General features: G+C 62.1%; 11 protein-coding genes and 2 pseudogenes. 5 read left to right on the top strand and 8 right to left on the bottom strand.

The window, feature by feature from the left end; genetic code table 11:
• Positions 1 to 2 precede the first annotated feature (2 nt).
• Positions 3 to 812, bottom strand: a complete 810-nt coding sequence (locus AC0KUR_RS15520; protein WP_034187961.1) for an SDR family NAD(P)-dependent oxidoreductase — start codon at positions 810 to 812, stop codon at positions 3 to 5.
• Positions 813 to 1320: 508 nt separating this feature from the next.
• Here AC0KUR_RS15520 and AC0KUR_RS15525 point away from each other — a divergent pair.
• The gene (locus tag AC0KUR_RS15525; RefSeq protein WP_034187962.1) at positions 1321 to 2268 is read left to right on the top strand and encodes a GlxA family transcriptional regulator; all 948 of its coding nucleotides are present in this window, start codon (positions 1321 to 1323) and stop codon (positions 2266 to 2268) included.
• A gap of 105 nt (positions 2269 to 2373) precedes the next feature.
• Here AC0KUR_RS15525 and AC0KUR_RS15530 read toward each other — a convergent pair whose 3' ends face one another.
• Entirely contained in the window at positions 2374 to 2769 is a 396-nt protein-coding gene (locus AC0KUR_RS15530; protein ID WP_034188006.1) for a tautomerase family protein, read from the bottom strand.
• A gap of 133 nt (positions 2770 to 2902) precedes the next feature.
• A complete protein-coding gene (locus tag AC0KUR_RS15535) occupies positions 2903 to 3811 on the bottom strand; it encodes a LysR family transcriptional regulator (RefSeq protein WP_034187963.1) in 909 nt (302 codons plus the stop codon).
• A gap of 99 nt (positions 3812 to 3910) precedes the next feature.
• Here AC0KUR_RS15535 and AC0KUR_RS15540 point away from each other — a divergent pair, with 99 nt between their 5' ends.
• On the top strand, positions 3911 to 4303 hold the full coding sequence (locus tag AC0KUR_RS15540) for a tautomerase family protein (RefSeq protein WP_473376134.1): 393 nt from the start codon (positions 3911 to 3913) through the stop codon (positions 4301 to 4303).
• 509 nt (positions 4304 to 4812) lie between these two features.
• A complete protein-coding gene (locus AC0KUR_RS15545) occupies positions 4813 to 5997 on the top strand; it encodes a GGDEF domain-containing protein (RefSeq protein WP_059556722.1) in 1185 nt (394 codons plus the stop codon).
• 518 nt (positions 5998 to 6515) lie between these two features.
• Here AC0KUR_RS15545 and AC0KUR_RS15550 read toward each other — a convergent pair.
• The 5 genes and pseudogenes from AC0KUR_RS15550 to AC0KUR_RS15570 all read right to left on the bottom strand — a co-directional run.
• Complete coding sequence (locus tag AC0KUR_RS15550) at positions 6516 to 7427, bottom strand: alpha/beta hydrolase family protein (RefSeq protein WP_473376135.1); 912 nt, start codon at positions 7425 to 7427, stop codon at positions 6516 to 6518.
• 195 nt (positions 7428 to 7622) lie between these two features.
• Positions 7623 to 7844, bottom strand: a pseudogene (locus AC0KUR_RS15555) (methyl-accepting chemotaxis protein); the annotation flags it as partial.
• A gap of 606 nt (positions 7845 to 8450) precedes the next feature.
• Complete coding sequence (locus AC0KUR_RS15560; RefSeq protein WP_034187966.1) at positions 8451 to 8711, bottom strand: GlsB/YeaQ/YmgE family stress response membrane protein; 261 nt, start codon at positions 8709 to 8711, stop codon at positions 8451 to 8453.
• 6 nt (positions 8712 to 8717) lie between these two features.
• On the bottom strand, positions 8718 to 9395 hold the full coding sequence (locus AC0KUR_RS15565) for a YfdX family protein (protein ID WP_034187967.1): 678 nt from the start codon (positions 9393 to 9395) through the stop codon (positions 8718 to 8720).
• 304 nt (positions 9396 to 9699) lie between these two features.
• Positions 9700 to 9895 (bottom strand): annotated as a pseudogene (locus AC0KUR_RS15570) (IS3 family transposase); the annotation flags it as partial.
• 456 nt (positions 9896 to 10351) lie between these two features.
• Between AC0KUR_RS15570 and AC0KUR_RS15575 the strand changes: the two are divergent.
• Together AC0KUR_RS15575 and AC0KUR_RS15580 are read left to right on the top strand one after the other, a co-directional pair.
• Positions 10352 to 11851 (top strand): sensor histidine kinase, encoded by a 1500-nt coding sequence (locus tag AC0KUR_RS15575; RefSeq protein ID WP_473376136.1) that lies wholly within the window; start codon positions 10352 to 10354, stop codon positions 11849 to 11851.
• On the top strand, positions 11833 to 13212 hold the full coding sequence (locus AC0KUR_RS15580) for a sigma-54-dependent transcriptional regulator (RefSeq protein WP_473376137.1): 1380 nt from the start codon (positions 11833 to 11835) through the stop codon (positions 13210 to 13212). The genes AC0KUR_RS15575 and AC0KUR_RS15580 overlap by 19 nt, the downstream gene beginning before the upstream one ends.
• Positions 13213 to 13306: the final 94 nt, after the last annotated feature.

The raw sequence follows: 13306 nt of genomic DNA on the forward strand, positions 1-13306 counted from the left end.
GTTCAAGCGCCGGCCTTGGCATCCGCCGCGTAGCGCGGAGCGGCCTTGGCGTTCGCGAATTTCGGCGTGAGTGCGCGGCGGGCCGCTTCCCATTGCGTCCAGCCGTCGCCGTCGTGCAGCGTCGGGATCGTCACGAGCTCGCCCTGATCGAGGCCCGCGAGCGCGGCATCCACCAGGTCGTCGGCCGTCATCGTGCTGGCCGCCTCCTTCTGCTTCGCGTAGCCGGCCACATCCCAGAACTCGGTCGCCGTCGCCGCGGGCAGCACGGTCTGCACGCGCACGCCCTTGTCCGCCAGGTCGCGTTGAAGGGCGTGACCAAAGCTCAGCACGTACGACTTCGACGCGCTGTACACGCCGTTGAGCAGTTCGACCGCAATGCCAACGACGGAGCCGATGTTGACGATGGTGCCCGTGCCCTTGCCGGCGAACACCGGGGCGACGGCGTAAGTCAGGCGGGTGAGCGCGGTGATGTTCAGATTGATCATCGACTCCATCGTGTCGACGTCGCCGTTGAGAATCGACGCGACCGAGCCAATTCCCGCGTTGTTCACCAGCATCGTGATGCTGCTGTCCTCGCGCAGAATGCCTTCGATCTTCGCGAGCGCGGCCTTGTCGTTCAGATCGGCGGCAACGGTCTCGACCGAGCGGCCGGTTTCGGCCGTAAGGCGGGCCGCCAGCGTATTCAGACGATCCTGATTACGCGCCACCAGAATGAGGTCGTAGCCGCGTTTGGCGAGGCGGTCCGCGTAAATGGCGCCGATGCCGGCCGATGCGCCGGTGATCAGCGCGGTGCCTTTCGTGGAAGTGCTCATGTCTGTTCCTTTCCGTGGATTGAGCCGACCGGATGTCGGTTCGTGGAATGAATTCTGGTTTCGACCACGCTCTTCCTCAATGTCATAGATGCAATGATTTCTGCCATCCGTGCATTGACCGGAAACCTTGCGGATTCGTCCTTTGCAAGTGACGCCCGGTTACTCAAAATCGGCCCTGCAGGGGGTGCCGCGCGGTGCCTTGCCCCCTCCGAAGACGGCCGACAGGACGACCCTGGAAAAAGACAGCGGGAAAACCGGTGAAGATAGGCATCCTGATTGAATCGAGGCCACACGAAACGCGCGTCGCGCGATGCCCGAAACGGTCGCGCAGTCCGTTGCGCCACGCCATCGGGTGGCGCCTCGACGACATCGACGGGCATGCCGGCGAAAGCGCGGCAGCCCCGGATCGGGCCGCGCACAAGGTCATGGGTGACGCGCCACCGCAGCCCGCGGCGATGTCCGTTTTATGCTAGATTCAAATAATCAGGCCATCCACCTGGCGGACGTCATGCACACCGTAGGACTCGTTGTTTACCCAAATTTCCAGTCGCTCGCGCTCGCGGTGGCGAGCGTGTTCGAGTACGCGAATCTGCTCCGCGGCGAGGCGGTGTACCAGTTCCGGATCGTGTCCGAGCACGGCGGAGCGGTCGTGTCGTCGCAGGGGTTTTCGGTCAACACCGAGCCACTGGCCAACGACGGCTATGACACGCTGATCGTCGCCGGCGACAACGAATGCCGGCTTCCGTCGGCGACGCTGGTGGACTTCCTGCGTCGCGCGCCCTTCCACTCGCGGCGCATTGCGTCGATATGCACGGGCGCCTTCGTCCTCGCGGCCGCCGGCCTCCTCGACGGGAAACGGGCCACGACGCACTGGTATCACGCGCGGGATTTCAGGAAGCAGTATCCGGACGTGCAACTCGACGAAGACCGCATCTTCGTCGTGGACGGCCAGGTCTGGACTTCGGCCGGAATGAGCGCCGGGGTGGATCTCGCGCTCGCGATCGTCGAAAGCGACTTCGGGCTGGAAACGGCGCGCATGGTCGCGCGCAAGCTCGTGCTGTACCAACGGCGCGGCGGCGGGCAGTCGCAATTCTCGACGTTGCTGGAACTGGACGCGCGATCGGACCGCGTGCGAATGGCGCTGACCTATGCGAGCGAGAACCTGGCGAGCGATCTGTCGGTGGAACGACTGGCGGAGGCGGCACGTTTGAGCCCGCGCCAATTCAGCCGCGTGTTCCGGGAGGAGACGGGGCAATCCCCCGCCAAGGCGGTCGAGCGGCTGCGCGTCGAAGCCGCGCGCCTGATGATGGAAACGACGCGCCACCCGATCGAAATCATTGCGAGAGAAACCGGCTTCGGCGACCGCGAGCGCATGCGCCAGGCGTTTCTGCGCGCGTTCGGGCAACCCCCGCAGACCATCCAGCGAGCCTCGGGAGTCGCGCCGCTCGTGAACTAGGACTTGTTGAACCAAAAGGCGAGGTTTGCGCGGTCTTGCCTGCCCAAACCCCGAGCGCCCGACCACCGGCAGGTCTGCAGGCAGCGAGCCGTGCAAGCGGACGATCTATTGCTCGCCGGGGCCCCACTCCGGGCTGTAACCGCCCAGCGCCGGGTGGTACATCTCGTCGCCGGAATGCTGCGTGAATTCGACATTGAGCCGGTCCTCACGCAAGCCGAGAATCTCCACGCAGTGCGCGCAAAGCGCCTGCGCCACTTCCATGCGCTGCTCGGGCGGGCGCCCCCGCCGGATATCCAGCATCATCACGGCGACCGGGACCGGCGCTTTGCCCGCCTCGGCAATGCGCCAGACACCGCCTTGCCCCAGTTCCCGGATCGCGACGCTGATACGCCGAATATCGACCGACATCATCCGCGCATAGGTCTCGCTCATTCTGGCGGCGAGCAATTGCTTGGCTTCCACCGAATAGTGGTCGTTCACGTCCAGTTGCAGATAGGGCATGGTGGTCAGGATTCCAGGTGATTGATCGAACTCGTGCGGCATCGACCTGTGCGTAGGCTGCCAGCCGATTCTGGCACCCGGCTCGCCGCCCTCGCCATGTCGGATAAGCAATGATTCCGGACACAGCGCGTCGCTACTGCCCAATGGCCTGTTGCTCGAAGGAGGCCGCCACCGACTCCGCGAGCACGTCGACCGCGCGCCGCAGATTGCCTAGCGCGCGCGGAAACACGAGCCACACGTCCAGCGCCAGCGCAAAGCCGCCGACCTCGACGACGCTGAGCTGCGAACGCCACGGGCTCGCGCGCAACACGTCCGTCGGCACGAGGCCAAGCCCGAGCCCGCTGGCCACGAGCCTGAGTTGCATGTCGGTTCCATAGGTGTCGATGCTCAATCGAAAGCGCTGCCCCCGATTGGCCATCGCACGCTCGAGCGCGGCGCGATAGCCGCAGCCGTCAGGGTTGAGTATCCACCCGTGGGCGGACAGCGCTTCCACCGTCGCGCGCGCATCGACGACCGGCTTCGACGCGCTCTGCACCACCTTCACATCGAATCTCGTGACGAGGCTGCAGCCGAAGTCCTCCGGCAGCGAAGCCCCCGCCGGCAACATCAGCAACGCGACGTCGAGCGATCCGTTTTCGACCATGCGCTGCAAACCGACGCTCCAGTCGGTAAGCAACCTCACGTCCAGCGCAGGAAACCGCGCCTTCATGGTCATGACGGCGTCGAACAGCACGATATCCGCGACGGCCTGCGGCAAGCCGAAGCGCAGCGTCCCCGACGGCGGAGAATCTTCCCGGGCAATGTCGTGAAGCTGGTTCAACGCGCGCAGAACCGGCACGGCCTGTTCGTAGACCCGGCTGGCAAGCGCCGTCGGCCGCGGCGGCTTGGCGTTTCTGTCGAACAACGTGGCACCCAGCCCCTCCTCGAGCCGCTGTATGCGCTTCGATATCGTCGATTGCGACACGCACAGCTGATCGGCCGCGCGGGTCAGCGAAGCCGCGTCGACTACCGCGATGAACGATTTCAGTTCTTCAATCATCATTCCGATTCGTCAACATTTCAATGAAAAACATTCGTTTGTGGAAACTTTTGCACTAGCCTACTCTCAACCGCAATCGCACACCAGTCCACGGAGAATGAAATGCCCCTCGTACGAATCAATCTGTCGAAAGACACATCGCCCGAAGTCGTCAAGGCTGTCAGCGACACGGTCTACGAAGCGATGACCACGGTCGCCAACGTCCCGGAGAACGACAAGTTCCAGATCATTTCGCGCCATGCGCCGGACGAGCTCGTCTATCCGGCCGACGGTTATCTGGGCGTGACTTACACGTCCGGCATCGTGTTTATCCAGGTCACCTGGAACGCGGGGCGCACGATCGACGTGAAGAAGGCCTTCTACCGCGCCGTTGCGGACGGCATCCACGCGAAGGCCGGCGTGCGCAAGGAAGACGTGTGGATCAGCCTCGTTGACGTCGCGCGCGAAGACTGGTCGTTCGGCAACGGCGAGATGCAATACGCGCCGAAGGCGTAACTCCGCCGCCCCAACTCCTGCGTCACTCGCGCCATCGGACGGTCGGTCACGATGCGCTTTGCCGACATCACGCCGAGCGGCCAGCCGACCGTGTCGCCGGTATCGGCGGCGAGACGGCCTACTGGCCGGAGCACGACCGGGTGTGCCGGGGATAGGGTCGAACCGGGCGTGATCACCGGCAACGCCAGCGCGATGGTTTCGCCGTTCCCTCCTCGATCGAGACGAACCCAATTCCCGGCCATCGAATCGAAACGTCATCCCCGAAAGCGAATCCAACCCGTTTCAGGATCAGTCAAGCAGCCTGGCGGCACAAATTTGACTCAACGTTCTGTTGGCTGCGCCGCAAAGTACTGCGATTGAACTTACAAGAACAGGAGGCCAGAACAGTTTTTGAAACGTAAGGATCGCCATTTCCCCGTCTATTCTCAAGAATTGTTAGTATCTGCCGTTATTGCAGGTTTGTCGGCAACCTCTTCCTCGTCGTGGCGGCGACGTGCTTTATAACGACGATGAAAGTCGATCTTGCTACCCTCTACCTTTTAGCGATCGGAACCTTGTTGGCCAGTTCCGCCATGACATATTGGGAGCACGTATCGCATCCCAAGCGCAGCAACGAACTGCGAATGCTGGCGGCCGGCTATGCGACGCTAGGGGTCGGTTGCGCGGTGGCTGCGTTTCGGCTTGAACTGCTGGGCTCCGCTGGCGCTGCTATAAGCAATCTCGTGATTCTGGGCGGCTATCTCCTGGTTTTGCACGCTGTGGCGATGTTCAACGGCCGGCGGCATCTCGCAAGCTCGATCGGTCTGCTTCTCTTGATGGGGCTTACATGGGCGGCGGCCGGTGCGCGCTGGCAGGCCGCAGTATGGCTCTATGCCAGCGCGATACCCATCGCGCTCGTTTCCGCAATGACAACCCTCGAACTGACACGACGTGACGCGATGCCGGCCGTTCAATCTCGACGCGTCGCTGTGGCGGTGACGGGAATCCATGCATTGTTCTACGCTGCCAGAGCCATTGTCCTGCCATGGCTGGTCTCGATTTTTGGGACGCAAGCATTGTCAATTTCGAGCAAAATCACGATGTACGAGGGTGTCCTCTATTCCGTCATTTTGCCGATGACGCTACTCCGGCTCACCCGGGAGGAAGTTCATGGCGAACTCCTGCAAGAGTCCCGTACGGATTACTTGACCCGCCTGGGAAATCGCAGGCTGTTTTTTGAAGAGGGAGAGCGAGTGATCGACGATTGCGCAATACGTCGACGCCCTGTCACGCTCCTTGCGTTTGATCTCGACCACTTCAAGAGAATTAACGATCGCTATGGTCACAAGGCCGGCGACGAGGTATTGAGGTCGTTCGCGAGCGTGGTTCGCGCCAGTACCGACGCGAATACGATTCTGGCGCGCATCGGCGGTGAAGAATTTGCTGCCCTGCTGCCTGACCACGATAGCCATCGCGCGAAAACAGTCGGAGAAATCATTGCGAGCCAGTTTGCCAGGATGGTTCACAGCGCCGACGGTCATCGAATTCAAGCAACCGTCAGCATTGGCCTGGCGACATCGAATTCGGAGATGATTGCACTCACCGATCTGCTCGCAGCTGCAGATCAAGCACTATATCTGGCCAAGTCCCAAGGTGGCAGTCAGCTGGTTCATCACGCCCGAGGACAAGAGCGCGACGAGACCGCACGTGCGTAGCATCGCGAATAAGTCAACTGTGAGCGATCGATAAACGACGCCCCTCGGTCATCAAACGCGCAAGAACGCTCTAATAGCTTTCGCCTCTCATTCTGGCTGACCAGGAGCAGTGACATGCGTTGGATAGTGCCTCTCGTACTGGCGATCGTATGTACGCGTTCCGCGCTGGCTGATTCGGCCGCTTTTAACGCAGGGGTAATCCGGCTCTGCCGCTTTCAATCCGGTGATCTTTTACCCTTACGCGTGAGCGTGAGGTTCCGTGGCAAGCGGGCCCGGTCACCGTTGAGGCGACGCGCGATGCTTCGCCTGTACCGGATGGCCGCTTCCCCGTTGTATTGATTTCACATGGGCGAGGCGGCGGTCCCCTCAGCCTCCGTGAATGAGCCAAGGCAACGGAATCGGCCGTGGCTACTAGTCGACTTTGAAGATAGACACTGCCGCTTTCAGGCTTTCCGCTTGGTCGGCCATCGACCACGCCGCGTTGCTTCCCTGGAGCAGGTCAGCTCAGTCTGGATGACTTATAGATTTGCGCGTAGGAACTCCACGACCTCATGGTCGATCTGGCGATGAATCTCCACACGATCGATCCCGGGCGCATCCTGACAGATCAGTGCCGCACTGGCGGCGACCGAGGCCGGACAAGGATCAATGAAAACGAAGTGGTCGCCTGGCACGATGTGGACTGCGGGCGGTGTGGGCAAGCCTGACACAACTCCAAGAGCGTTTCTCGCAGAACCAAGATAGCTGTCGTCCCGCGGTCGATAGAGCATCGTCGGTACGCGCACGGCGGACAAGCCAGATGCCTCAAACATCATCGCCAGCGGATCCATCAGCACCAAGGCCTTCAGGCGGCGATCAACGGGCGGTTGCCAAGCTACCAGGTCAGCGGGTACGGCCGCTTTGCCTTGGGTGCCGTGCGCACCATTGCTGGTTGCTGGACGCGGACACGATCCCGGATCATCGTGATCTGCGCAGTACGCACCGGCATACGCAAAATCGGGTTTCGCTCCGGCCAGAATCAGCGCAGTGTAGCCACCGGCTGAGTATCCGATCATGCCAATTCGGCCGACATCGGCGCTCGCGGAAAACCGTGGATCCGCGAGGACTGCATTGAGCGCGGCCTCTGCCTGCCGGGGGCGATCAATCAGAATCTGGGCTTGGGACTGCGCTCGGGGATAGCCTGAAGCGTCCCCAACGTGCGTCGGCAAGACGACGATAAATCCAGCGCGAGCCAGAGTTGTGGCCAATTCACGGTGGCTGAAGGGACCGCCGCCTCGTCCATGTGAAATCAATACAACGGGGAAACGGCCATCCGGTACAGGCGAAGCATCGCGCGTCGCCTCAACAGTGAACGGGCCCGCTTGCCACGGAACCTCACGCTCACGCGTAGGGTAAAAGATCACCGTGTTGAAAGGGGCAGCTTCGTTCACCCCCGTGAGCCGGATTATCCCTGCGTTAAAAGCGGCCGGATCAGCCAGCGCGGAACACGGACATACGATCGCCAGTACGAGAGGCACTATCCAACGCATGTCACTACTCCCCTGGTCAGCCAGAATGAGAGGCGAAGGATATCAGAGCGTTCTTACACGTTCGATGACCGAGGGGCGTCGTTTATCGATCGCTTGCGATCGGACGATCTCCTCCATTGTCGCTCCAGCGTTCGAAACCGGATTTGAACCCGCAGCGACGTGAGATACCGATGTTCCGATGAGCTCGTTGATTTCCTTCGCCGCTACCGCACTTCGTTGTGCCAAGGTTCGGACTTCACCTGCGACAACCGCGACGCCTCGTCCCTGCTCATCCGCACGCGCCGCGTCGACCGCTGCGTTGAGCGCAAGGAATGCGGTCGGCTTCCTGTGCCATATCTTGCTGGGCAGTGAGCAAAGCCAGATTCCGGATGGCGATTGCGCGATCCTGTATTGATGAGCATAGTGGGTTCGCCAACCGTGCTTCCGTATTGCTTACTCGCGTAATAGCGTCAAGTTGATGGCTCAATTGCCACAGTCCGTAAAACGCGGTCACGGCTATTGCCACCAGTAGGACCGTCAATAACCCGAATCCGATAGTCAGGCGGCTAGATCCTTACCTATTTCTCATAGAGGTTCCCGAGGCGATGATGAATGGTCCATACAAGTTGTTTACGACAAAATGCAAACTTGCGGAAGGGAACTCGTGATCGACGGCATTGGGAACCCCGTGCTCCATCGCGCGGGACCGTCATCGTCGATCTGCGTGCGGCTCCGGACGCGCGATCCCGATGCCGCGGGGCGCACAGCAGAAAATGCCGGAGCCCCCTCTACAAACGCCGCGCGCGTACTTTTAGGAGGGGGAACTTGAAGGCGCATGCAGAATTCTCGCCCTGTAACATCCTCAGTTGCCTGACGATCGTCGGTTGCAGCGCGGCGCGCGACGACAATCGGTGTATCGAGCGTATCAGCCGCTTGCGCGTCAGACTAGGTCTTGCGCAATTGACGCATTGCGGCGAGTGCGACGAGCGCACCCGCCGTGGAGGTGACAATGTCGAGAAACACGCTGTTGGCTACCGATAAATCTAGGACATGAGCAATACCTGAGACCACGCATGCGCCCATGACGCCCAGGACGATATCGCGAATGATCTGGTACGGGCGTCCACGCCAGACCACCCCGGCAAAGCAGCCTGACGCGCCGCCGATGAGAATCCACGTCAGCAGGCTATGGGAGGTATCGCTCACGATGGTTTATCCGCGGGTGGCCGGCACGGCATTAATATCGAGTTGATCGAAGCGCTGGCTGTCCTGCACGTGGTGCAGGACGACACCTGCTTCGTAATACTTGCCCGCGTTCAGCAGTGCCGACGCCTGATCGATACGCTCGGCGGTTTGGTCGAGTGGAACGACGTCGACGGTATAGGCGACATTGACGTCAGCAAGTTTCAGCGCCTTGATCGCCCCTTCGCGGTCCCCCTTCTTCAAGGCCGCGTTGGCGTTGGCGACTGCCTTGGCCTTGACCGGCTGGGCGGTAAAGTCATCCAGTACGGTCATGTCACCGCCGACCGGCAGCCATGCCGTAGCCTGATTGCTCGTAGCCGTGTTGGCGTGTGCACCGGCGGCGTCGCTCAGCGTCGATTCGGCCTTCATGAAGGCCGAGTTGTCGGACTTCGCCGCCTGCATGGCCGTCTTGGCGTCGGCCAGCAGATGGGTGGCCGCCTCAGGATGGCCGTCGAAGAGCGCAGATCGGGCAATCATGACGTCAATCATGGCCCGATTCCCGGCATGCGACAGTTTCGTGAAATCCTGGTTGACGGCCTTTGCCTGGGTGACGGCCGCGACCGCATAGCCGGCAGGCACAGTGCCGCAGACCAGCAATGCGACCGACATCACGCAGAAGGCTACTTTCTTTCTGTTCAGGGTGGACATGTCGAATTCTCCTTCTCTGATCGTTGTTGTTCCCGTAGGGCGGACTGGACATCACGCAGTTGCATCATTCACGCGCCCTGAACACAAGATACGAAGGCGGACTTAAAAGAAACTTAACCCTGGCGGTCAACACGCGATTTCACCAACCCATCTGGCGCGCAGTGGGAAACCTCTCGATGGAAATCAACACATGAGTTGATTCGGATTCCGCAGAATGGAGGGCGTCATGTCCCGGTGGATGCGCGGAGCATGTTCCATCCTGACGAGATCTTTACCGAGGCCGGCCTGAAAAAATGGAACCGACAGACTCCCTCGTCCCATTAACGTTGCGCTCCACGGCCTTCAGCCGTTCGCGTTCGTCAGTGGTCACGCCATCACGCTCGCCATGATCAACCTGGTTTGCCCAATGCGAGCGGCGTCTGCGCCGTACAGCCCATCATCGGCGCCATTGACTCGACCGCCGCTCGCGCCGGCGAATGTTCGCTACGCTGCTCGCGCAAACTTGCCGAGGTGGAACTTCCACACGCGCGGCGTGCCGGTGCGGACGCGGGACCGCATTGCTTTTTATTGATCGCGCACATACGCAAACGATTGCGCACAGGACGAAAATAAAACGTTTCTGTACCATTCAGATAATAAGGATCACTTCCGGATACGACCACGAACCGGCCTGACACATTGATTTCACAGCCGGAACGTGTCGCGTTTCAGAAGCTGTTGTCTGACAAAACCTGCCAACCGAGCGATGCGAGTGCGTGCGTACCGCATACATCGCATGCTTCAAACAAGAATGGCCCGCCACATCGTCCCCACGGCCACCCCATTATTCTCGACCGAACGTCGACGCAGACGCGAACGCGATTGCCCTGCATTGTGCAGACCATTTCCATGAGCACCGACGTAGCACCGTTCCACGCAAGACCATGCCGCTAGTCAGACCGAGGTTTTCAACGCAATTGTCGCTACTCAGGGCACTTGCCGCGGCGTTGTGCGCATCGCTGGTCACAATCGTCTGGTTAATGGCCAGTTGCACCGAAGGCCACCGGATCGCATCCGCCAGGCAGCGCGCGAGCGACGCGTGCGACGCGATTGCTTCCCACTACACGCTGTCGTTACCTCACGCGACGGAGCCGAGCGTTCAACTGTTGCGCGACGTACTCAACGCGGCCCTTGCCGCATCCGCGGGTATCGAAGGGGGCTTCTGGCACGCTGGCGCGTTGCATTCCGCGCCGTCGGCGAATGCGCCCGAGCGTGCCGGTGGATTTCTGGCTTACGCGTTTCCGTCGTACCCCGGCAGCGGCATCAAGCGCGACATTCCGGAAGCGGAAACGCCGCTGATCCTGAGCGCGCTCTCGGCAGCGTCCACCGGCGTGCGCTCCGCCGCCGAAATAGCGGGAAGGCACCACGACGCAGTCATCGCGATCGCGTGCCCCGTGAACGGACATACCGGGCTCTATGCATGGACCCTTGTGCGTGCGCAATCGATGTTGGTCCGTCAGGGCGACGCCATCGTAGCAACGTTTGCCGTCGTTCTGGCGCTTCTGTTCGCCGTTTCCCTGTATCTCGCCTTCGCACTGCGCGCATGGCGCGACAAACTCGTGCGGCTCGACACGGCGCTCTCGAACGACGACGCCGATTCCGCCGGCAGCATCCCCTGCCCGGGCGAGCCGGAACTGGATCGGATCGCGCATGCATTCAACCGCTGTACTGCGCGTACCCGCAATGCTCGCGAACACGCGAGCGAACTGGAAATACGCCTCGCGCAAGCACATCGTGTCGCGCTGCTCGGCACACTGGCCGCCGAGGTTGCGCATGAAATTCGCAATCCGGCTGGCGCGATGCGATTGAAAGCCGAGAACGCGCTGGCCGGCGATGCCTGCCGGCAGCAATCGGCGCTGCGCTCGATACTCGGCCAGATCGAGCGCATCGAAATCCAGGTGTCCAGGCTCCTGGCGCTCACCCAGCCCGTTACGCCGCGCCTGGAGCCGGTCGATCCGGCCACGTGGCTTTCGGAAAGCGTGCAGACACACGACGAGCTCGCGCGCGGCAAGAATGTCGCGCTGACGGTGGCCTGCAATATGCCGACGGCCTCCACCAGCGACACGACCGATCGCCCCGTATTCGACCCTGCCCAGATGCGTCGTGCGCTCGACAATCTGATCGTCAATTCGCTGGCGCACGTTCGCCCGGGCGGCAAGGTTCACGTCGAGGCCAGCCGCCGCGCTTCACCATGCGGCGCACGCTTCGTGCTCGAAGTCGCCGACGACGGCCCCGGCGTTGCCGAAGCCGAGCGCGCGCGCATCTTCGAGCCCTTCGTCAGCGCGCGGCCCGGCGGCTGCGGGCTCGGTCTCACCCTGGTTCGAGAGATCGCAGCGTCGCACGGCGGCAACGCCTGTCACGCCGCCACCCCTACTACTTGCTTTGTCATCGATATCCCATGGCGACCATCCTGCTGATCGACGACGACGATGCCTTCTGCGAAGGATTGTCTGAAACGCTGACCGATCTGGGTCACGAAACCCTATGCGCCGGCACGGGCGAGCACGCGCTCGCCCGCGTCGACCGAGGTCTGCAACCCGCCTGCATATTCCTCGACATCCGGTTGCCCGACATGGACGGCATTGCCGTGCTCGCGAAACTGCGGCGCGTCCCTCGACTCGCGACGGTCCCCGTCGTGGTACTGACCGCCTATGCCCGTAGCGGCAACACGATCGCCGCCATGCGCCTCGGCGCATTCGACCACCTGACGAAGCCGGTCGGCCGCGACGATATCGCGAGCCTGCTCGAGCGGATCTTCGCGGCCCATCCTCTGTCCGATGCCGCTCCCCATGCGCAGGCGAACGTCGACGCGTTCGACGAACCTGCCGGTGCGGAGCCGCGCTTGCTCGGCATCAGCGCGGCGATGCGCGAAGTACAGAAATGTATCGGCCGCGCGGCAGCGTCGGACGCGACCGTTCTCATCACCGGGGAAACGGGAACCGGCAAGGAAGTCGCGGCCAGGGTGCTCCACGTCGAGTCGTCGCGTAGCGCCGGCCCGTTCGTTGCCGTGAATTGCGCGGCGATTCCTCATGAGCTGCTCGAAAGCGAGCTTTTCGGCCATTGCAAAGGTGCCTTCACGGGCGCCACGGCCGCCCGGACCGGCCGAATCGTCGAAGCCGATGGCGGCACGCTTTTTCTGGATGAGGTCGGCGACATGGCGACCTCCATGCAAGCCAAGCTGCTGCGGGTGCTGCAGGAACAGCAAGTCACCCCACTCGGCGTCAACCGGTCCATTTCGGTGAACGTCCGCGTGATTGCGGCAACCCATCGGGACCTGCGGACCATGGTCGCGAACGGAACGTTTCGCGAAGACCTGCTTTACCGACTCAACGTCATCCCCATTCATCTGCCGCCGCTGCGCGAGCGGCTGGCCGACATCCTGCCGCTCGCCGTCCATTTTCTCGACACGACGTCGGCCTCGACTACGACGAAGCGGCTGTCCGTGCAGGCGCAGCGCCGCCTGATCGCGTATGCGTGGCCGGGCAACGTACGCGAACTGCGCAACGCGATCGCGCGCGTGAATGCGCTCGCGCCCGGCGCCGTCGTCACCGGATGCGATCTCGCGTTCCTCGACGAACCGGGTGTTCCTTCGCGCGACGCGCTGCTGCCTGCCGCGATGCTCAATCGTCCGCTGTCGGAAGCACTCGCCGCCGTCGAGCGCGAGATGATCCTGCGCACGCTCGGACTCACCGGCGACAATCGCGCGGAAGCAGCGAAGCGGCTCGGCATCAGCCGCCAGTCGCTGTACACGCGCATGGCACACCTCGACATCGGCTAGCGTCGGATTGCCGGACACGCGTGTCCGGATGCGTTGACAGTCTCGCTGCCGCGCTGCCCGCAAAGCCTTGTCCGACAGTCCCCTTTATGTGGCA

Source organism: Burkholderia sp. YHN3-13 (genome assembly GCF_055810675.1).

Excerpts from the sequence above, each read along its gene's own strand:
- AC0KUR_RS15520 (WP_034187961.1), bottom strand. The coding sequence starts at position 812 with ATGAGCACTTCCACGAAAGGCACCGCGCTGATCACCGGCGCATCGGCC.
- AC0KUR_RS15525 (WP_034187962.1), top strand. The coding sequence starts at position 1,321 with ATGCACACCGTAGGACTCGTTGTTTACCCAAATTTCCAGTCGCTCGCG.
- AC0KUR_RS15530 (WP_034188006.1), bottom strand. The coding sequence starts at position 2,769 with ATGCCCTATCTGCAACTGGACGTGAACGACCACTATTCGGTGGAAGCC.
- AC0KUR_RS15535 (WP_034187963.1), bottom strand. The coding sequence starts at position 3,811 with ATGATGATTGAAGAACTGAAATCGTTCATCGCGGTAGTCGACGCGGCT.
- AC0KUR_RS15540 (WP_473376134.1), top strand. The coding sequence starts at position 3,911 with ATGCCCCTCGTACGAATCAATCTGTCGAAAGACACATCGCCCGAAGTC.
- AC0KUR_RS15545 (WP_059556722.1), top strand. The coding sequence starts at position 4,813 with ATGAAAGTCGATCTTGCTACCCTCTACCTTTTAGCGATCGGAACCTTG.
- AC0KUR_RS15565 (WP_034187967.1), bottom strand. The coding sequence starts at position 9,395 with ATGTCCACCCTGAACAGAAAGAAAGTAGCCTTCTGCGTGATGTCGGTC.
- AC0KUR_RS15580 (WP_473376137.1), top strand. The coding sequence starts at position 11,833 with ATGGCGACCATCCTGCTGATCGACGACGACGATGCCTTCTGCGAAGGA.